Genomic DNA, 19,353 nt, shown 5'->3' with positions numbered 1-19,353 from the left:
ACGACCAGCACCGACCAGCACCGACCAGCAGCCGAGCACCGCCCGGCACACCACACCACGGAGGAGCACCCGTGCGAGACGGCATCCTGATCGGCGAGGGCGTCATCCTCGACGCCCGCCCGGCGTCCTTCGCGACCCGGACCCTCGGCGCGCTGCTGGACCTGCTGGCGGTGGGCGTGCTCACCCTGCTGATCATCCTTGCGCTGTTCGGCGCCCTCGATCAGGTCGACCCCGGCTACGCACCGGTGATCTTCATCGTGCTCGCCGTGACGATCATGGTCGTCATCCCGACCACGGTGGAGACGCTCACGCGAGGCCGGTCGCTGGGCAAGCTGGCGACGGGCACCCGGATCGTGCGCGACGACGGCGGCCCGGTCCGCTTCCGGCACGCCTTCATCCGCGCGCTGGTCGGCGTGGGCGAGCTCTGGCTGACCCTCGGGTCCGTCGCGCTCATCACGTCGCTGTCGAACGACAAGGGCAAGCGTCTCGGCGACATCGCGGCAGGGACGTACGCGATCCGCATCCGCGGTGGCCGTCCGACCCTGGCGCCGATCAGCATGCCGCCGTACCTCGCGTCGTGGGCCACGCACGCGGACATGCGCCGGCTCCCGGACGGCCTCGCCCTCGCCGCCCGCCAGTTCCTGGCGCGTGCCGATCGCCTCAACCCGGCCTCACGGGTGCGCCTCGGCCGTGAGCTCGCCGGCCAGATGGAGCGCTACGTCGCGCCCGGGCCGCCCCCGGGCACTCCCCCGGAGATCTTCCTGGTGGCCGTGCTCGCCGAGCGCCGCAACCGCGACTGGGTCACGGCACGGCGCGGACACGCCGCCGAGGGCGAGCAGGCTGCGATGCTCCACCGCCTGCCGTACTCGATCCCGGACCCTTCGCAGTAGTGCCCGGCGCCGTCAGGCCTTGAGGTAGCGCAGCACCGCGAGCACCCGGCGGTGGTCCCCTGCGTCCTGCGGGAGGCCGAGCTTGCCGAAGATCGAGGTCACGTTCTTCTCGACGGCCCCGTAGGACAGGAACAGCGTCTCCGCGATGGCGGTGTTGGACCGGCCCTGCGCCATGAGCTCGAGCACCTCCGTCTCGCGGGGGGTGAGTCGGCCGAGCCCGTCGTCGGACCGGGAGGCGCCCATGAGCTGGCTCACGACCTCCGGGTCCAGGACGGTCTGACCGGCGGCGATCCTCGTCAGCGCGTCGACGAACTCGCGGACGTCCGCGACGCGGTCCTTGAGCAGGTAACCCACTCCGCGCGCACCGCCGGTGAGCAGCTCGGTCGCGAACCGCGTCTCGACGTACTGCGAGAACAGCAGCACCCCGAGGTCGGGGTACGCGGCGCGCAGTGCCAGCGCGGCACGCAGCCCCTCGTCGGTGTATGTCGGCGGCATCCGGATGTCGATCACCGCGACGTCGGGCAAGGCGTCCGCGGCCGCGAGCCGGTCGACCTCCACGACGAGATCTCTCCCGTCACCGACGGCCGCGACCACCTCGTGATCGCGCCGGGTGATGAGGGCGACGAGCCCGTCACGCAGGATGGCGGAGTCCTCCGCGATCACGAGCCGCATGGTCGTCAGGTGCCTTTCGTCGAGGGACAGGTCGCGCGCACTCGTGCCCGACGCCGTCCGCTCGCCCGCTGCCACCGGGCTCATACCCGCACGGGCAGGGTCACGGTGACCACCGTAGGCCCTCCGAGGGGGCTCACGAGGTCGAACGACCCGTCCACGGACCGAACCCGCTCCGAGAGCCCGGCCAAGCCGGTCCGCTGTCCTGAGGCATCCGGCTCGGAGAGCCGCGCGCCCCCGTGCCCGTCGTCGCGCACCCGCAGCCGAAGCTTGCCCGCCACCTCCTCGACGAGGACGTAGACGCCGGTCGCGCGCGCGTGCTTCGCGGCGTTCGTGATGAGCTCCGCGACGCAGTAGTAGGCGATGGTCTCGACCGCTGGTGCGGGGTCGACTCGCGGGTCCACGTCGACCGTGACCGGGAGCGGGGAGCGGGCGGCGAGCGTCTCGAGTGCCAGGGCCAGACCGTTGTCGAGGGCGGGCGGGTGGATGCCGCGCGCGAGCTCACGCAGCTCGACCAGGGCCTCCTTCGTCGAGGCGTGCGCGTTCTCCACGAGGCTCAGCGCCTCGGTGGTGCTCCCTCCGGCCGCGAGCTGCTCCTTCGCCTCGCCGAGCTGCATCGCGACCGCGACCAGTCGTGCCTGCGTGCCGTCGTGCAGGTCGCGCTCGATCCGGCGCAGCCTGGAGTCGGCGTCCTGCACCGTGCGGCCGCGCGACCGTTCGAGGGACGCGACGCGCAGGCTCGCCCGGGTGGGACCGAGCAGGTTGACGGTGAGCACGCGGAAGAGCTGCGCGAACCCGTGCGTGACGGCGGCCCAGAACCACAGGAGGACGAAGGAGATGACGACGAGCCCGATGTGACGGGACGGCGTGTCGACGAACCAGTCGGTCCCGAGCTGCGCGCCCTGGTGCAACGTCCCGTCGCTCGCCTGCTGGACCGGCAGCCAGCGGAACCACAACCAGTGCGTCATCCCGCCGAGGGACACGGCGAGGACCGTCGTGGACACGACGAACGAGAAGATCGCGAGGGGGAACGTGACGAGCAGGAAGGACAGCGCGCGCCAGCCCGGCCCGTCCGAGAGCCCGCCCCAGAGGGAGCGCCAGAACCCGGTGGGGCGGTCGTACGGCGTCGGGGGCGCGACGTCGATGTCGAGGAGGTAGCGCGCCATCTGGCGGTACATCCCGCCCCAACCACGCCCGCCGAGCGCGAGCGCACCGGACACGAAGAGACCCACCACCGTGACGAGCACGGCTGCGGTGAACGAGACCGTGAAGACCACGTAGGCGAAGCCGAACGGGGCGAGGATCACCGCGAGCCACAGGTAGCCGAACTCGCGCCAGGTCCGACGGTCGAACGGGGTGCGGACCAGCGAGACCCCCTCGCGGTGGTCGACGAACCGTGGGTCGGGCCGCGTGCCGGTGAACACCGGGATCACCGCACGCGCAGGAGCGCGGTCGGGTACCCCCGACGTCCCGGGGTCACCCGGTGGCGAGGCACCGGTCTGTTCGGAGGGCGTCACGATGGCCATGCTCCCAGTCTGGCCGGACGAGTCCCGTCCGCCCAGGGTGCGCACCGCCCGGCCGGGGTGGGGCAGACCCCCCGGCCGGACGATCCTGCTCAGTAGCGGTAGTGCTCGGGCTTGTACGGCCCCGCGACGTCGACGCCGAGGTACTCGGCCTGACTCTTCGAGAGCTCGGTGAGCCGGACCCCGAGCGCATCGAGGTGCAGGCGGGCGACCTTCTCGTCGAGCACCTTCGGCAGGCGGTACACCTGACGCTCGTAGGCACGCTCGTCCGCGGGGCGCGCGGCGTCGCCGTAGAGCTCGATCTGCCCGATGACCTGGTTCGAGAACGAGTTGCTCATGACGAAGGACGGGTGCCCCGTCGCGTTGCCGAGGTTGAGCAGCCGACCCTCGGAGAGCACGATGATCGACCGGGTCGCGCCCTCGCCGTCCGCGGGGAACGTCCACTCGTGGACCTGCGGCTTGATCTCGGTGCGGGTGATCCCCGGCGTCGCGGCGAGCCCCGCCATGTCGATCTCGTTGTCGAAGTGACCGATGTTGCCCACGACGGCCTTGTCCTTCATCGAGGCCATGTGCTCGGCCGTGATGACGTCCTTGTTGCCGGTCGTGGTGATGAAGAAGTCCGCCTCGCCGAGGACGTCCTCGATCCGGGCGACCTGGTAGCCGTCCATGGCGGCCTGCAGGGCGCAGATGGGGTCGACCTCGGAGACGATGACACGCGAGCCCTGCCCACGGAATGCCTCGGCCGCACCCTTGCCGACGTCGCCGTACCCGGCGACGAACGCGACCTTGCCGCCCATGAGCACGTCCGTGGCGCGGTTGATGCCGTCGGGCAACGAGTGGCGGATCCCGTACTTGTTGTCGAACTTCGACTTGGTGACCGAGTCGTTGACGTTGATCGCCGGGAACAGCAGCTCACCGGCCTCGGCGAGCTGGTACAGACGGTGGACCCCGGTCGTCGTCTCCTCGGTGACGCCGACGATGCCCTGGGCGACACCGGTCCAGCGCAGCGGGTCCGCCTCGAGCGCACGGCGCAGCACGCTGCGCACGACGTTCATCTCGTGCGTGTGGTCCGGCTCGCCCGGCAGCGTGTCCGGGGGCACGATGCCCGCACGCTCGTACTGCAGTCCGAGGTGGACGAGCATCGTCGCGTCGCCGCCGTCGTCGAGGATGAGGTTCGGCCCGGACTCGGCGCCCTCACCCGGCCACAGGAGGATCTGCTCGGTGCAGTCCCAGTACTCCTCGAGGGACTCACCCTTCCAGGCGAAGACCGGCACACCCTGCGGGTCCGCGGGCGTCCCCTGGCCGACGACGATCGCCGCTGCCGCCTCGTCCTGCGTCGAGAAGATGTTGCAGCTCGCCCAGCGCACCTCGGCGCCGAGCGCCGTGAGGGTCTCGATGAGCACGGCGGTCTGGACCGTCATGTGCAGGGAGCCGGCGATGCGCGCGCCCGCGAGCGGCTGCGCGGCGCCGTACTCTGCGCGCAAGGCCATCAGGCCCGGCATCTCGTGCTCGGCGAGGCGGATCTGGTGGCGGCCGGCCTCGGCGAGCGTGAGGTCGCGGACCTTGTAGCGACCGGGGACCTCGTCGAACGAGGCCCTCTCCTGGTCGGCGGTCGATGCTGCGGTGGTGGCTGAGGACATGGTGCTCCGAACCGAGATCTGTAGGTGTCGACCCAGCCTACCGTCGGCACGCCGACGGTGGCCGCTTCGTCCGGCGCGCGCCCGCGCGTTAACACGATTCCTTGACCATCTCAAGATCACAAGAGGGTAACGATTCGCCAGGGCCCCGAATCCGCAGGCCAGCCCGGGAATCCGGGTCAAGAACACGTCCTCGAACACCCCCGCCGGACGAGGGGTCGGTAGAAGTTCGGCCTGGAATAGGGCAGGGTTCATCAGTACCGATTGACTTCGGACCAGCCTGAGGTCTCATGTGCCGCCCTGCGGCACTGGTTCGGGAACGGGTGCCGCGATCTGCGACACCGCCCCCGGAGCCTCGCTCCTTGCTCCCCTCTCTGGCGACGTCGCCGCCGGCATCCGCTGGCGCCGTCCGCCGGGGAGCGCGTGAGCATGGTCCCCGAACGGAAGGTGGCGAGAACCGCCCGCATGACCACCAGCACCGAGCCCGCACCCGCGGACGGCACGGGCGCCCCGGCCCCCGACCCGTCCACCACTCCCACGGACCGACCCACCGCGGTCAGCGTCCAGGGCGTCTACAAGGTCTTCGGGCGCAAGCCGGCCGAGGCCGCCCGTCGCCTGGAACAGGGCGCCGGCCGTGACGCGGTCAAGGCGCTCGGCACGGCCGCCGTCATCGACGCGTCGTTCGACGTGAAGCAAGGCGAGATCTTCGTCGTCATGGGCCTCTCCGGCTCGGGCAAGTCGACGCTCATCCGCATGCTCAACGGGCTGTGGAAGCCGACGGCCGGCCACGTCCTGCTCGGCGACGCCGACCTCGCGACCGTCAGCGCGACCCGGCTGCGCGAGCTGCGCCGGACCAGGGTGAGCATGGTCTTCCAGCACTTCGCTCTGCTGCCGCACCGCACCGTCCTCGACAACGCGGCGTACCCGCTCGAGATCCAGGGCATGGGCAAGGCCGAGCGACGCCAGAAGGCCCAGACAGCCCTCGACCTCGTCGGCCTCGGCGGCTGGCAGGACTCGCTCCCGTCCCAGCTGTCCGGTGGCATGCGTCAGCGCGTGGGCCTCGCCCGTGCGCTGGCCGCCGACACCGACGTCCTGCTCATGGACGAGGCGTTCTCCGCGCTCGACCCGCTGATCCGTCGCGAGATGCAGGAGCAGCTGCTCGAGCTCCAGCAGAAGCTCGGCAAGACCATCATCTTCATCACGCACGACCTCAACGAGGCCATGCACCTCGGCGACCGGATCGCGGTCATGCGTGACGGTCGCATCGTGCAGATCGGGACGGCCGAGCAGATCCTGTCGGACCCTGCGAACGACTACGTCGCCCAGTTCGTCGCCGACGTCGACCGCACCCGCGTCCTGACCGCCTCCTCGGTGATGGTCCGGCCGACCGCCGTCGTCCCGCTCGCCAGCGGGCCACGCGTGGCGAGCCGCACCATGCGCGAGGCACAGGTCTCCGCCGCGTACGTCGTCGACCGCCAGCGGGTGCTCCAGGGCGTCGTCCGGGACGACGACGCCGTGGCAGCTCTCAAGGCCGGCCAGGAGACCCTGGACGGGATCGTCCACGACGGGGTCGCGCCCGTGAGCGTCGACACGCCGCTCGCCGAGCTCTTCGCGCCCGCCGCCGAGTCGTCGCTGCCGGTCGCGGTGACCGACGACGACGGCCGGCTCGTCGGTGTCATCCCCCGCGTCACGCTCCTCGAGGCGATGGTCCCACCGGAGCAGGTCACCACCAGCGATCTCCCGGTGGACGCCGAGGACCAGCTCGTCACCGAAGGAGCACGCCCATGACCGACACGATGATCCCCCGGGTCCAGCTCGGCGACTGGGTCGCGACGTTCGTCGACTGGCTCACCAGCACCTTCCGGCCGGTGTTCGACGTCATCAAGACTGTCCTGCTGGCCGTCTACGACGCCCTCGAGACGGTTCTCCACGCTCCGCCGTTCTGGGTGGTCGCAGTCCTGCTCGCCGCCCTCGCGTACGCCGCGAAGGGCTGGCGGCTCGGCCTCGGCACGCTCGTCGGGTTCGTGGTCATCGCGAGCGTCAACCAGTGGGGCAACGCCATGGACACCCTGGCACTGGTCCTCCTCGCATCCGCGATCGCGCTGGCCATCGCGATCCCGCTCGGCATCTGGGCAGCACGCAACGACCGGGTGTCGGCGGTCGTGCGCCCCGTCCTGGACTTCATGCAGACCATGCCGGCGTTCGTCTACCTCATCCCTGTCGTGACCATCTTCCTCACCGGAGCAGTCCCCGGGATCGTCGCCACGGTGGTCTTCGCGCTCGCCCCCGGCGTCCGGTTCACCGAGCTGGGCATCCGCCAGGTCGACAAGGAGGTCGTCGAGGCGGGCCACGCGTTCGGCTCGACCCCCGGCCGCATCCTGCGCCAGATCCAGCTGCCGCTCGCGATGCCGACCATTATGGCCGGCGTCAACCAGGTGATCATGCTCTCGCTGTCGATGGTCGTGATCTCCGGACTCGTCGGCGCCGGCGGACTGGGCGGCGACGTCGTCGCGGCCCTGCAGCGGATCAACATCTCGCTCGGCTTCGAGGCCGGCCTCTCGGTCGTCATCCTCGCCATGTACCTCGACCGCGTGACGTCCGCGCTGAGCTCGCGCTCGCCGGTCGCCAAGGCGCTCGCCACCACGTCGGCATGACGCCCGGGCCGCCGTCGGCGGCGTCGGGCCTCATCGCCCTCTGCAGCACCAGCACGACCCCAACCCAGGCGAGCACCCTTGCCCGCCGCAGGAAGGAACACATGTCCCCCGCACGCAAGCACACCTCCGCCGGGCGCCGCACGGCTTTCGTCGCCGCGACCCTCGCCCTCGGACTCGGTCTGAGCGCCTGCGCCTCGGACGACACCGACGCCGGCGGCGACGCGACGACCACCGAGGGTGGAGAGTCGCAGGAGCTCAGCATCGCCATCCACTCGGGCTGGGACGAGGGCATCGCCGTCTCCCACCTGTTCAAGGTCATGCTCGAGGACGAGGGCTACACGGTCACGACCGAGACGGCCGACCCGGGCATCGTCTACACCGGCCTCGCCGGCGGGAACTTCGACGTGAACTTCGACATGTGGCTGCCCGCCACCCACGCCGACTACCTCGAGCAGTACGGCGACGACCTCGAGCAGCTCGGCGTCTGGTACGACGACGCCAAGCTCACCATCGCGGTGAACGAGGACGCCCCCATCGACTCGCTCGCCGAGCTCGCGGACAACGCCGACGTGTTCGGCAACCGCATCGTCGGTATCGAGTCCGGCGCGGGCCTGACCCGCATCACGCAGGACGAGGCCATCCCGGCCTACGGCCTGGAGGACATGGACTTCGTCATCTCCTCGACGCCGGCCATGCTCGCCGAGCTCAAGGGCGCGACCGACGCCGGCGACGACGTCCTGGTCACGCTGTGGCGCCCGCACTGGGCCTACGACGAGTTCCCCATCAAGGACCTCGAGGACCCCGAGAACGCCATGGGTGACGCCGAGGAGATCCACACGGTCGGCCGCACCGGCTTCGGCGAGGACTTCCCCGAGGTCGCGTCGTGGATCGCCGCCTTCGAGCTGACCGACGAGCAGCTCTTCTCCCTCGAGAACATCATGTTCAACGAGAACGAGGGCTCGGACAACGACGGCTCGGTGCGCGAGTGGCTCGAGCAGAACCCGACGTTCGTCGACGACCTCAAGGCTGCTGCCGGGGCCTGATCGCTCGCACCCGCCCGATGGCGATGGCCGGCTCCCCTCGGGGGCCGGCCATCGCCGTGCACAGGGCCATCAATATCCGGGAGAATTCGCCCCCGGGCTGCGGAATTCACCCGGCAGCGACGGCCCGACCACCCTCCGGTGGGCTCTAGTCTTCTGATCTGTCTGACCACGGGGGTCAGCGATGACGTCGAGGAGCCACCATGGCCCTGACCACATCGGCGGGGGCCACGACTCTCCCGCCGCGCCGCCCGGCCGCACACGCGGCCCGACGCACGACCACGGCGCTGGTCGCAGCGTTCGCTCTCGTCGTCGCCGGCCTCGGTTCGGCGCTGCCTGCCGCTGCAGACGACGACCCGCCCGCCGAGACGCTGACGGTGCTCGCCCCAGACGATCTGGCGATCACCGGCGAGCTGCGTGTCGGGAAGACCGTCATGGCGACGAGCTCGGCCTGGGACCCCGTCGACGCCGAACTCAGCTACGCATGGTTCGCCGACGACACCGAGATCGACGGCGAGACCGCTCCGGAGCTCACGCTCGCCCCCACGCACGTCGGGGCCACGATCGCGGTCGAGGTCACCGGGACCGCGCCGGAGCACACCTCAGCCACGACCCGGGCGACCAGCGAGGAACCCGTCGCGCCCGCACCGTTCACCTCGGCACCGACACCGAGCATCTCGGGAACGGTCCGGGTCGGCAACGCCGTCTCCGCGAAGGCCGGGACCTGGTCGCCCGATGCGACTCTGAGCTACCAGTGGAAGCTCGACGGCACTCCGCTCTCGGGAGCGACGACGTCCACCTACACCCCGACCGCCGCTGCCCACGGCAAGAAGCTCACGGTCACCGTGACCGGCAAGCGCACCGGCTACTCGACGGTCTCGACGACCAGCACCGCCACGACCGTCGCTGCCGGGAAGTTCTCCGGCACCCCCGCGCCGACGGTCTCGGGAACGGTCCGGGTCGGGAACAAGGTCACCGCGAAGCCGGGGACCTGGTCGCCCTCGGCGACGCTGACCTACCAGTGGAAGCTCGACGGCAAGGCGCTCTCCGGAGCGACGACGTCCACCTACACCCCGACCGCGGCGACCCACGGCAAGAAGCTCACGGTCACCGTGACCGGCAAGCGCACCGGCTACTCGACGGTCTCGACGACCAGCACCGCCACGACCGTCGCCGCCGGCACCTTCACCGTGGTGCCCACACCCAAGATCTCCGGGACGGCCCACGTCGGGAAGACCCTCAAGGCCTCCCCCGGCACCTGGTCACCCGCTGCAAAGGCGTCTTACCAGTGGAAGGCGAACGGCAAGGCCATCAAGGGGGCCACGTCGTCGACCTACACGCTCAGGGTGACCGACCACGCCAAGACGATCACCGTGACCGTCAAGGGCACGAGGACCGCCTACGCCTCGACGTCCGTCACGAGCAAGGCCACCGCCAAGATCGCCAAGCCGTTCACCAAGACCGTCGCACCGAGGATCAGCGGCACCGCACGTGTCGGCTCCACCCTCAAGGCCACCACCGGTGCCTGGTCGCCGAACGCCACGATCTCCTACCAGTGGAAGCGCAACGGCACGAACATCACCGGCGCCACGAAGTCCAGCTACAGGGTGGCGGCGGCAGACTACGGCAAGACCATCACCGTCGTGGCGACCGGCAAGCGGGCGGCGTACATCACGAAGTCGCACACGAGTGCAAAGACGGCGACCGTGGCAAAGCCCTCTCCGGCGATCACGAAGTCAGGCACGTACGCTGTGGGCAGCGGGATCGCCCCGGGTACCTACGTCTCCAGCGGCGGCGACTTCTGCTACTGGGAGCGGCGCAGCAGTGCGGGATCGTCCTTCTCCGGCATCATCGCCAACGACATCGGCGACGGGCAGCGCATCGTGACCATCAAGTCGACCGATCGCTACTTCATGACTGACGACTGCGGATCGTGGACGAGGCTGGTCGCGCTCGGAAGCCCGAGGACGACGATGCCCGGCGATGGGATCCAGGCGGTAGGAATCCACATCCGGCCGGGCCTCTACACCACGGCAGGTAGTTCCGACGGCTGCTACTGGGCCGTGCTCAGTGGCTTCAGCGGCTCGTTCAACGACATTCTCGAGAACGACTTCGCCTACGGTCGTCAGTACGTGGAGATCTTCTCCAGCGACGTCGGCTTCGAGTCCAGCGGATGCGGCACCTGGACTCGCGTGGGCTGACGAAGTACAGCTGTGGGCCGGCACTTCACCGAGGGCCGGCCCACAGTGCAACAGACCGGAGCGCGGGCCCCTTCGACCGCCCGACCTGCGCTCCGGGGAGTCGAGCGGTACGTTCACCCTGCGACGGGCGCTCACAAGGGCTTCCCGGGCACGGAACGTGGGGGCACGGATGAGGCATCGTCGATCTCGGGTACGGCTGGCACGGAGCGCCGTCGCCGCATTGGTCGCCTCGACCCTCGCGCTTGCCGTTCCCGGGGTCTCGGCGTCAGCGTCCGTCGGCGCCACGCCGGTGGCCACGCACCCTGACACCCCAGTCATCGACGACGAGCCGGTCCGCTACGACTCGCCGCTGGCCGACGAGGCGCCGTCCGGCTCCCTGCGACGGATGTCCGCGCCCGGCACGCACACCGCGCACGTCGTGGTGGTCGCCCCGGGATGGACGTCCACCTCGCAGGTCGAGGGCTGGGTGTCGGACGAGGCGGTCCACGATCTCGTCGACGAGGTCTCGTCCTTCTGGTCCGACCAGACGGGCGGCGCCGTGTCCTACGAGACGGGCAGCATCGAGCGGATCTCCCTGCCGAACGCGTCGTGCTCCACGACGAACAACATCCTGTCGTTGTGGGAGAAGGCCGGGGAGAGCCGCTACGGCACGGGCTGGTACAGCAACCGGACGTCGGGCCCTCGCCAGCGCGAGCACCTCGTGGTGCTCTCGCCGTACCGGGGCACGGACCTCGGCCGCACGACCTGTGGCGGCACCCTCGGTCTGGGGACGCTTCCGTCGACGCCGAGCACATCGAGCGGCGGCGTCGTGTTCGCGCTCCACGGCGGTGCGAACGCTTCGCAGTTCGACGACGGTGCCCACACCCTCGCGCACGAGCTCGGCCACAACAAGGGGCTCGAGCACTCGGGCTCGTTGTGGTGCTCCGGCAGCACGAACGACGCATCTCTGCGACCGCTCCCGTCGAGCTGCGGCTACCTGCCGTACGTCGACTCGTTCGACGTCATGGGTACCGCCTTGGCGCCAGGGGCCACGATCCCTGCACTGTCGACACCGGGCCGGGCCCGGCTCGGTGTCCTCGGCTCGGCCGGCACGACGGCAGGGGCGGGGGTCCGCACGGTCGACCTGTCACCCGTCGGCGGCTCCGGCAGCCGGCAGAGCGTGACCGTCATCGACCCGAAGACCAAAGACCGCTACTACGTCGAGTACCGCTCTGCCTCGACGCCGTGGCCCGGGCACCGCGTGAACCTCGCGACCGGTGGGCTCCCGCTCCGCTTCGACCACGGCGTCCGGATCCTGCGCCTTGCGCCGGCCACGACCTCGACGTTCTACCAGGGCGAGCAGGTCGTCCTCCCGCACGGCCCGTCGTCGGGCAGGACGTCGTACCTGCCGGTCGGGTCGACGTTCACCACCCGTTCGAAGGCCGTCTCGGTGACGACGCGATCCGTCGGCGCAACCGCCAAGGTCGACATAGCGGTCCGGAGCACGCCTGCGGTGACGGTCGCGGCAAGCCGCACCGGCACGCAGGTGCACCAGGACCCGAACGTGCTCACGATGACGGCGACCGTCGCCACGGTCGGCGGGGTCGTCCCGGCCGGGACGATGACGTTCACACGAGGATCGATGGCGCTCGGCCGCGTCACGGTCTCCTCGACGGGCACGGCGACGGTCCGGCTGCCCCGGTCGCTCAAAGTGGGCTCGCACACCGTCACCGCGACGTTCGTCCCGAGCAGCTCGTCGTCGACCACGGTGATGTCAGCCTCCGGCACCAGGTCCGTGCGCGTGACCAAGGCGACGCCGACGGTCACGGCCAAGCTCGCGAAGAGCACCGTCCGGACCTGGGAGAAGCCGAAGGTCACCGTCACCGTGCGGGCCACCGGGATCTCCCGACCGACGGGGAAGGTCTCCGTGTACGTCGGCAGCAGGAAGGTCCGGACCGCGACGCTCAGGGCGTCGGACCAGGGACGACTGACGATCACGCTGCCGGCCAGCACGACGCGGGGCAACCAGCGGATCAAGGCCCACTTCTCCGGGAACGACGTGCTCGTCGCGAGGTGGAGCCCTCGCGTGGACCTTCGCGTCGTCTGACGCCCCACCTGTCAGCGATCGGTCCTCATCGCCTCGTCGACGGCAGCCGCCACCTCCGGGCTCAGGCTCTCGGCGTAGGTCCTGGACAGGTGCCCGTGATCGAAGAACACGATCGCGCCACCCACCACCGGGTAGCACTCGTCGTCCGTGCACAGCATGTCGTTGAGGTCCGCCACGGTCACGAGGCCGCTCACGTCCTGGGCGCCCGCCTCGGCGAGCGGGTCACGCTCGAGCGCGAGACCGGTCGGGACCGCGCACTCCAGCGGGTCGTACGCGTGCTCCGCGACGCAGTCCGGCACGCTCTCCGGCCACGCGGGCGTGTCACGCAGCACGAGGACGGGGGTCCCGCCCGCCGTGACCTCCGCCAGGACGCGGGCGTAGGCCTCCTTGGCGACGTCACCGCGATCGTCGGGGTCCACACCCTCGATCTCCCGGAAGGTCCGGTTCGACATCACCACGAGGTCGTAGCCGCTCGACACCTCGTCCGTCACCCAGTCGTTCCACCCCAGGCAGTTGTCCGTCGCCTCGTCGGTCCCCATGTCGAGCGGCACGTCCACGGTGTAGCACTCCGAGACGAGATAGGTCGTCAGGGACCAGTCCCGCTCCTCGACGAGCTCGGTGAGCGGTGGCTGCCAGTGCCCCGCGTGCGAGTTCCCGACGAGCGCGACCCGGGTCTGTGCCACGTCGAGGCCGTAGGTGCACGTCCGGCGGGAGTCGAACGGGGTGTTGTTCCAGCACCCGTCGGCGTACACGTCGGGCTGGTCGTCCTGCACCGACAGCGGCGGCGTCACGAGGTCGTCACCCGGGAAGGTGCACTCCGGGTCGCGCGCCGCCGCGGCGGCGAAGCACGACGGCGGGTCCTCCAGCGCGGACTGCATCGCCACGTCCGCCGCGCGCTCGTCCGCCGCGGCCTTGGCCGACATCGCGCTCGCACCCACCACGACGACCAGCGCGCACCCGACTAGCACACCGAACGTGGCGAGGCGGCGGCGCGTGAGCAGCCGGCTGCGCCGCACCGGGTCCTCCACGAATCGCTTGCTCGCCCCGGCCAGCGCGCACGCGACCACCAGGAGCACGAGCTTGTCCGCCCATCCCAGCCCTCGCCCGAGGACGAAGGGCGTGATGACGATCAGCGGCCAGTGCCACAGGTAGAGCGAGTACGAGACGTCGCCGAGCCACGCGACCGGGCGTGCGCCGAGCGCCGCGCCCGGTCCGCCCCGCAGCCCGTCCGACGCGGCCACGAGGACGAGCAGCGTCCCCACGACCGGGACGGCCGCGGCCACCCCGGGGAAGGCGGTCGAGGCGTCGAACGTCGCGACGGCGTACGCGATCGCCCCCAGACCGGCCCATGCGAGCGCGGCACGGGCCGCGGACGGCATACGCGCCACACCGAGCGTCCCGACCGCGGCGAGCAGCCCGCCCGCGGCCAGCTCCCACACGCGCGTCGTCGACACGAAGTACGCCCGCGCGGGATCGGTCGCAGTGAGGTGCGCCGACCACGCGAGCGACACCGCGACGACCACAGCGATACCGACGGCCGGGTGGAGCACGCGGGTCCGGCGTCGGGCCGCGAGCCAGACGAGGACGGCGAGCAGCAACGGCCACACGACGTAGAACTGCTCCTCGACGGACAACGACCAGTAGTGCTGGACGGGGGTGTGCAGCTGGTCTGCGGCCAGGTAGTCGGTGGCGGACTCCGCGAGCGCCCAGTTCTCCACGTAGAGCGCGGCCGCCGTGACCTCCCGGGCGACGGCGCTCAGCACCGTGGCGGGCAACCAGATCGCGCTCGCGGCGAGCGTGGCGACGAGCACCACGGTGGCCGCCGGGATGAGCCGCCGGACGCGCCGCGCCCAGAAGGTCAGCAGGTCGCCGACCGACCGGACCGGGGTGCGCAGGAGGTGGCTCGTGATGAGGAAGCCCGAGATGACGAAGAAGACGTCGACACCCACGTACCCGCCGGTGAGGCGGTCAGGCCACAGGTGGTAGACGAGGACCGCGACCACGGCGACGGCCCGCAGGCCCTGGATGTCGGCACGTGCCGGAGTACCCGGTCGGGGCTCAGGACGCGATACCACCGCGGGGACGCCGAGCTCCGCTCCAGTGCGCTGGGTCATCCGATCCTCTCGTGCGGCGTGTGAGCAGGCCGGGCTCACCCTTCTACGGTACCGGCGCCCGTGCTGCTTGCCCGCCGACGAGCGATCGTCCCCGCGCCGACGCGTGCGGGACGGAGCGCTACCCCTCGAACGGGCCTGTCACCGTCGGACCCGGAGCCCGAACGACGGACGCGGCCGGTACCGCCGCACGCTCCGCGGAGCCCGCCTCGGGGACGGGCAGGTCCACGGGCATCCGGGTCCCGTAGGCGTAGCCGACCGGCTCGTCCCCGCGCAGCAGCGGGCCGGCCTGCTCCGGCACGACCTCGTGGTGCTCGGCCGCGACCTCGGCGACGATCCTGGCGGCCTGCGCGCGTGGTAGGTCGATCGCGGCGCGGACGATCGTCTCGACTGCAGGGAAGGAGGTCGTGCCGTAGGCGCCACGCAGGACGACGAGACGCTTGAGCACGCGGGAGTCCACCCGGTCGACGAGCAGTGAAGGATCGAGGTGGTGCAGCGCGTGGCACATGGACGCGAAGTGCGTCGGGGTGCCGACACGAGGAGACCACAGCGCGAGCCCGGTCCGCTCGTCACGAGGCGCGGTCTTCGCGTGCTTGTGCAGGCCGGTGGTGTAGCGAGCCGTGAACATCGTCTGGTAGTCGAAAGAACCGTCGACGTAGCCGCGGGAGAGCCCGAACACCGCGTACTCGAAGCACTTCTTGCAGTCGTAGCACCAGCGTCGGCCCGGCTGCGGCTCTCGCATACACATCACCACGCCGTCCAACGCCGCGGGATAACGCTCGAGGAGGGTCGCGAAGGAGAGGTACTCCGAGACGGCGTAGTGCGTCGTCGACAGCTCCAACGGACGGCCGAGGCGTACCTCGTAGTAGTCGCTGAGCGTCTCGAGCCACTCGGGCCGCAGCCGACGGTTGCCCCACATCGCCGGTTTGCCCACTCGGTCCTTCACCCAGTACCCGCCGGCCGTGTGACTGACCGTCGCGGCCGCGCAGTCTGCGGCGATCAGGCCGGCCAGCGCGGCACCGAAGTACAGCAGGACACCAGGCCGGACCTTGGCATGCGCCCGCAGGTTGGCGATGAAGTCGGTGCGGACGACCTTGATCTCGGCCCCGCGGCGACGCAGCGGTGCCAGGATCTGCCGTTCGGCACGACGCTGGGCCTGCGACGACGCACCGCGTCGTGCCGAGAACGGGTGCACCATGTGCACGAGCAGGACGCGGTCCGCGCCGAGCTTCTCCGCGAGAGCTTCGTAGGCCAGCGTCGAGTCCTTGCCGCCGCCGAACATCACCGCGGTCCGGCCTGCAGACGATCCACGACGAGGCAAGCCCTCGAGCGTGACGGGAGCGTCGTCGCTCAGCGGCCCGACCGTCATCGTGTCGAGTCGGTGGTAGGCGAGCCACCACTCCACGACGGCTCGAGGCATCGACATCGGCAGGCGGACCGTCGCGGCCGGGTCCTGCACGGCCCACACCGGGAGCTGCAACGCGAGGAAGTTCTCGAGCAGCAGCTCGCGCGGGATGCCACGCAGGGAGGTCCCGGGGAACGAGACCGACCAGCGGTTGCGGCGCTGCGTCGTCGTCGGCTCGGACAGCTCGAACCTGAAGTGGACACGGTGCCCCCACACACGCGGCGGTGCGACGACGACGTCCATACGACTGCTCCTGCTGTACGACGGGACCGGGGTCCCTCGAGATCGTTGGGGGCGCAGCCTAACACCCCACCTGCGGGGTCACAGTGCCCGCGCGTCGCCCTCCAGCAGCACGGGGATCCCGTCCCGCAGAGGATAGGCGAGCGGCCGCTCGGTGTCGGTCGAGTGCAGCTCGGGCTCGCCGTCCGGACCGGTGGCGTCGACGAGGATCGCGCCGGTGACGGGGCACCGCAGCGCGGCCCGCACCCAGGGGTCGATGGTCAGCTCTGCGCTCATGATGCACTCTCCTCGGTACCGTCGGTCGCACCGGCGTCGGCCGGTGCCTCGCGCACGAGCGACAGGACGTCGTCGCGCACCTTCTCCATGATGTCGACGTCGGCCGCCTCGACGTTGAGCCGCAGCAGCGGCTCGGTGTTGGACGCCCGGAGGTTGAACCACCACTGGGGGTGGGCGTCCCAGTGCGAGACGGTCAGGCCGTCGAGCTCGTCGACGTCGACGGGCCCGGCGCCCTGCTCGGTCACGTACGCGGTCACGACCCGCTCGCGCGCCGCCGCGACGTCCCGCACCCGCGAGTTGATCTCGCCGCTCGAGACGTACGGCTCGTACATCTCCGCGAGCGCCGACAGCGGGTGGGGCTGCGTGCCGAGGGCGGCGAGCACGTGCATCGCCGCGAGCATGCCGGTGTCGGCGTAGAAGAAGTCGCGGAAGTAGTAGTGGGCGCTGTGCTCGCCGCCGAAGACGGCGCCGTGCTCGGCCATCTGCGCTTTGATGAACGAGTGCCCGACGCGGGTGCGCACGGTCCTCGCGCCCGCGCCGCCGAGGAGGTCCGGGACGGCGCGCGACGTGATGAGGTTGTGGATCACGGTCGGTGTGCGGCCTGCGGCGAGCTCGGTGGCGACCTCCCGCAGCCCCACGAGCGCCGTGATCGCGGACGGGGAGACGGGGTCGCCGTGCTCGTCGACGACGAAGCACCGGTCGGCGTCCCCGTCGAACGCGAGGCCGAGGTCGGCGTCGTGCTCGACGACCGCGGCCTGCAGGTCGCGCAGGTTCTCCGGGTCGAGCGGGTTCGCCTCGTGGTTCGGAAAGGTGCCGTCGAGCTCGAAGTACAGCGGCACGATGTCCAGGGGCAGGTGCGCGAGGCCCGCGCCCGTGCCGAGCACGGCAGGCACGGTGTACCCGCCCATCCCGTTGCCGGCGTCGATGACGACCTTGAGCGGGCGGATCGCGGACAGGTCGACGAGCGACCGCAGGAACGCGGCGTAGTCGGTGAGCATGTCGCGTTCCGTCACCGTGCCCGGCGTGCCCGCGACGGGCGGGAAGTCCTCGCCGAGGTACTGCTCGGCGAGCCGGCGGACCTCGGTGAGGCCCGAGTCCTGACCGACGGGCCGTGCGCCCGCGCGGCACAGCTTGATGCCGTTGTACTCGGCCGGGTTGTGGCTCGCGGTGAACATCGCCCCCGGGACGCCGAGGGCGCCCGAGGCGTAGTACAGGCCGTCCGTGGAGCACAGCCCGATACGGACGACGTCGACCCCGGCGTCGGCCAGGCCCTGGGCGAACGCGTCCACGAGCGCCGGGCCGGAGTCCCGCATGTCCTGCCCGACGACGGCACGCGCACGGCCGTCCGCCCCGGCCTCGGTGCCCACGCCGTCGGGCACCTGACCGACCTCGGGGAGGACGACGGCGTGGGCGAAGGCCACGCCGATCGCGTGGGCGACGTCAGGGCCGAGCTGGTCCGGGACGGTGCCGCGGACGTCGTAGGCCTTGATGAGGTGCGAGAGGTCGATGGTCACGCGGGCCAGCCTAGCCGCGGGGTCGCTACTGCGCGTTCGCGGCGTACCGGGCCTCGGTGGCGGCCTTCGCCGGGCGCCACCACGGCTCGTTGTCGCGGTACCAGGCGACCGTGCGTTCGAGCCCGTCGCGGAACCGGGTGTACCGCGGGCGCCAGCCGAGCTCGTCGCGCAACCGGGTGGCGTCGATGGCATAGCGCAGGTCGTGGCCGACGCGGTCGGCGACGAGGTCGAGGTCGTCGGCGGGGCGGCCGAAGATCTCGAGGAGGTCGGCCACGACCTCGCGGTTGCTGCGCTCGCCGTCGGCACCGATGAGGTAGGTCTCCCCCGGTGTGCCGTGGTCGATGACGGTCCAGACGGCGTCGTTGTGGTCGGCGACGTGGATCCAGTCCCGCACGTTCGCCCCGGTGCCGTAGAGCCGCGGTCGCACCCCGTCGACGAGGTTGGTGATCTGCCGGGGGATGAACTTCTCGACGTGCTGGTAGGGCCCGTAGTTGTTGGAGCAGTTCGTCAGGGTCGCCCGGACGCCGAAGGACCGCACCCAGGCACGCACGAGCAGGTCGCTCGAGGCCTTGGTCGACGAGTAGGGCGAGGACGGGTTGTAGGGGGTGTCCTCGGTGAACCGTGCCGGGTCGTCGAGCTCGAGGTCGCCGTAGACCTCGTCGGTCGAGACGTGGTGGAGCCGCACGCCGTGGCGGCGCACGGCCTCGAGCAGCGTGAACGTCCCGACGACGTTGGTCCGGACGAACGGCGACGGGTCGGTCAACGAGTTGTCGTTGTGCGACTCCGCCGCGAAGTGCACGACCAGGTCGGTCTCCGCGACCAGGCGGTCCACGAGGTCGGCGTCGGCGACGTCGCCCACGTGCAGGGTGACCTGGTCGCGCACGGGCGCGAGCGACGACGCGTCGCCCGCGTACGTGAGGGCGTCGAGGACGGCGACCTGCACGTCGGGTCGCTGGGCGACCGTGGCGTGGACGAAGTTCGAGCCGATGAAGCCCGCACCACCGGTGACCAGGACGCGCACTCGGACCTCCTCGGCCGACAGGGTCGACCCATGGCTGCAGGGACCTGCCGAGTCTATCGACGGGAAGTCTCCGGGGCGCCGCCCTG

General features: G+C 71.0%; 14 protein-coding genes. 6 read left to right on the top strand and 8 right to left on the bottom strand.

Going from position 1 to position 19,353, the window contains the following annotated elements; genetic code table 11:
- Positions 1-71 precede the first annotated feature (71 nt).
- Positions 72-890 (top strand): RDD family protein, encoded by an 819-nt coding sequence (locus OHL10_RS08850; RefSeq protein ID WP_265521836.1) that lies wholly within the window; start codon positions 72-74, stop codon positions 888-890.
- A gap of 12 nt (positions 891-902) precedes the next feature.
- On the opposite strand, the gene OHL10_RS08845 is transcribed toward OHL10_RS08850, so the two are convergent.
- From OHL10_RS08845 to ahcY, 3 genes are all read right to left on the bottom strand, one after another.
- A complete protein-coding gene (locus OHL10_RS08845; protein ID WP_265521984.1) occupies positions 903-1,562 on the bottom strand; it encodes a response regulator transcription factor in 660 nt (219 codons plus the stop codon).
- An 80-nt stretch (positions 1,563-1,642) separates the two neighbouring features.
- Positions 1,643-3,085: a sensor histidine kinase gene (locus OHL10_RS08840; protein ID WP_265521835.1), complete on the bottom strand. Its 1,443-nt coding sequence runs from the start codon at positions 3,083-3,085 to the stop codon at positions 1,643-1,645.
- Between the two features lie 89 nt (positions 3,086-3,174).
- On the bottom strand, positions 3,175-4,722 hold the full coding sequence (gene ahcY / locus OHL10_RS08835) for an adenosylhomocysteinase (protein ID WP_265521834.1): 1,548 nt from the start codon (positions 4,720-4,722) through the stop codon (positions 3,175-3,177).
- A gap of 462 nt (positions 4,723-5,184) precedes the next feature.
- Between ahcY and OHL10_RS08830 the strand changes: the two genes are divergently transcribed.
- The 5 genes from OHL10_RS08830 (at position 5,185) to OHL10_RS08810 (ending at position 12,700) form a co-directional block, all read left to right on the top strand.
- Entirely contained in the window at positions 5,185-6,507 is a 1,323-nt protein-coding gene (locus tag OHL10_RS08830; RefSeq protein ID WP_265521833.1) for a quaternary amine ABC transporter ATP-binding protein, read from the top strand.
- A complete protein-coding gene (locus tag OHL10_RS08825) occupies positions 6,504-7,373 on the top strand; it encodes an ABC transporter permease (protein WP_265521832.1) in 870 nt (289 codons plus the stop codon). Before OHL10_RS08830 ends, OHL10_RS08825 begins: the two co-directional genes overlap by 4 nt.
- 101 nt (positions 7,374-7,474) lie before the next feature.
- Entirely contained in the window at positions 7,475-8,416 is a 942-nt protein-coding gene (locus tag OHL10_RS08820) for a glycine betaine ABC transporter substrate-binding protein (protein WP_265521831.1), read from the top strand.
- Positions 8,417-8,616: 200 nt separating this feature from the next.
- Positions 8,617-10,614 carry an Rv1352/Rv1906c domain-containing protein gene (locus tag OHL10_RS08815; RefSeq protein WP_265521830.1) on the top strand — a complete coding sequence of 666 codons (1,998 nt, stop codon included), beginning with the start codon at positions 8,617-8,619 and terminating at the stop codon, positions 10,612-10,614.
- A 289-nt stretch (positions 10,615-10,903) separates the two neighbouring features.
- Positions 10,904-12,700: an Ig-like domain repeat protein gene (locus OHL10_RS08810; RefSeq protein ID WP_265521829.1), complete on the top strand. Its 1,797-nt coding sequence runs from the start codon at positions 10,904-10,906 to the stop codon at positions 12,698-12,700.
- A gap of 11 nt (positions 12,701-12,711) precedes the next feature.
- Here OHL10_RS08810 and OHL10_RS08805 read toward each other — a convergent pair whose 3' ends face one another.
- The 5 genes from OHL10_RS08805 to rfbB all read right to left on the bottom strand — a co-directional run bounded on the left by OHL10_RS08805 (position 12,712) and on the right by rfbB (position 19,267).
- Entirely contained in the window at positions 12,712-14,814 is a 2,103-nt protein-coding gene (locus OHL10_RS08805; RefSeq protein ID WP_265521828.1) for an acyltransferase family protein, read from the bottom strand.
- 118 nt (positions 14,815-14,932) lie between these two features.
- The gene (locus tag OHL10_RS08800) at positions 14,933-16,459 is read right to left on the bottom strand and encodes an adenine nucleotide alpha hydrolase family protein (RefSeq protein WP_265521827.1); all 1,527 of its coding nucleotides are present in this window, start codon (positions 16,457-16,459) and stop codon (positions 14,933-14,935) included.
- Between the two features lie 78 nt (positions 16,460-16,537).
- A complete protein-coding gene (locus tag OHL10_RS08795; protein ID WP_265521826.1) occupies positions 16,538-16,732 on the bottom strand; it encodes a Trm112 family protein in 195 nt (64 codons plus the stop codon).
- Complete coding sequence (locus OHL10_RS08790; protein WP_265521825.1) at positions 16,729-18,246, bottom strand: phosphomannomutase/phosphoglucomutase; 1,518 nt, start codon at positions 18,244-18,246, stop codon at positions 16,729-16,731. The genes OHL10_RS08795 and OHL10_RS08790 overlap by 4 nt, the downstream gene beginning before the upstream one ends.
- Positions 18,247-18,271: 25 nt before the next feature.
- Positions 18,272-19,267, bottom strand: a complete 996-nt coding sequence (gene rfbB, locus OHL10_RS08785) for a dTDP-glucose 4,6-dehydratase (protein ID WP_265521824.1) — start codon at positions 19,265-19,267, stop codon at positions 18,272-18,274.
- Between the last annotated feature and the right edge of the window lie 86 nt (positions 19,268-19,353).

The sequence above is a fragment of the Oerskovia flava genome, from assembly GCF_026163685.1.
GTDB classification, from domain to species: Bacteria; Actinomycetota; Actinomycetes; order Actinomycetales; family Cellulomonadaceae; genus Oerskovia_A; species Oerskovia_A flava.
The sequence above is the reverse complement of the archived record's forward strand: the minus strand, read 5'-3'. Positions and strand labels throughout refer to the sequence as shown.

What these genes read in the sequence shown, in the direction of transcription:
- OHL10_RS08795 (WP_265521826.1), bottom strand. Translation starts at nt 16,732, where the DNA reads ATGAGCGCAGAGCTGACCATCGACCCCTGGGTGCGGGCCGCGCTGCGG.
- OHL10_RS08830 (WP_265521833.1), top strand. Translation starts at nt 5,185, where the DNA reads ATGACCACCAGCACCGAGCCCGCACCCGCGGACGGCACGGGCGCCCCG.
- OHL10_RS08805 (WP_265521828.1), bottom strand. Translation starts at nt 14,814, where the DNA reads ATGACCCAGCGCACTGGAGCGGAGCTCGGCGTCCCCGCGGTGGTATCG.
- OHL10_RS08815 (WP_265521830.1), top strand. Translation starts at nt 8,617, where the DNA reads ATGGCCCTGACCACATCGGCGGGGGCCACGACTCTCCCGCCGCGCCGC.
- OHL10_RS08840 (WP_265521835.1), bottom strand. Translation starts at nt 3,085, where the DNA reads ATGGCCATCGTGACGCCCTCCGAACAGACCGGTGCCTCGCCACCGGGT.
- OHL10_RS08845 (WP_265521984.1), bottom strand. Translation starts at nt 1,562, where the DNA reads ATGCGGCTCGTGATCGCGGAGGACTCCGCCATCCTGCGTGACGGGCTC.
- OHL10_RS08825 (WP_265521832.1), top strand. Translation starts at nt 6,504, where the DNA reads ATGACCGACACGATGATCCCCCGGGTCCAGCTCGGCGACTGGGTCGCG.
- ahcY (WP_265521834.1), bottom strand. Translation starts at nt 4,722, where the DNA reads ATGTCCTCAGCCACCACCGCAGCATCGACCGCCGACCAGGAGAGGGCC.
- OHL10_RS08820 (WP_265521831.1), top strand. Translation starts at nt 7,475, where the DNA reads ATGTCCCCCGCACGCAAGCACACCTCCGCCGGGCGCCGCACGGCTTTC.
- OHL10_RS08800 (WP_265521827.1), bottom strand. Translation starts at nt 16,459, where the DNA reads ATGGACGTCGTCGTCGCACCGCCGCGTGTGTGGGGGCACCGTGTCCAC.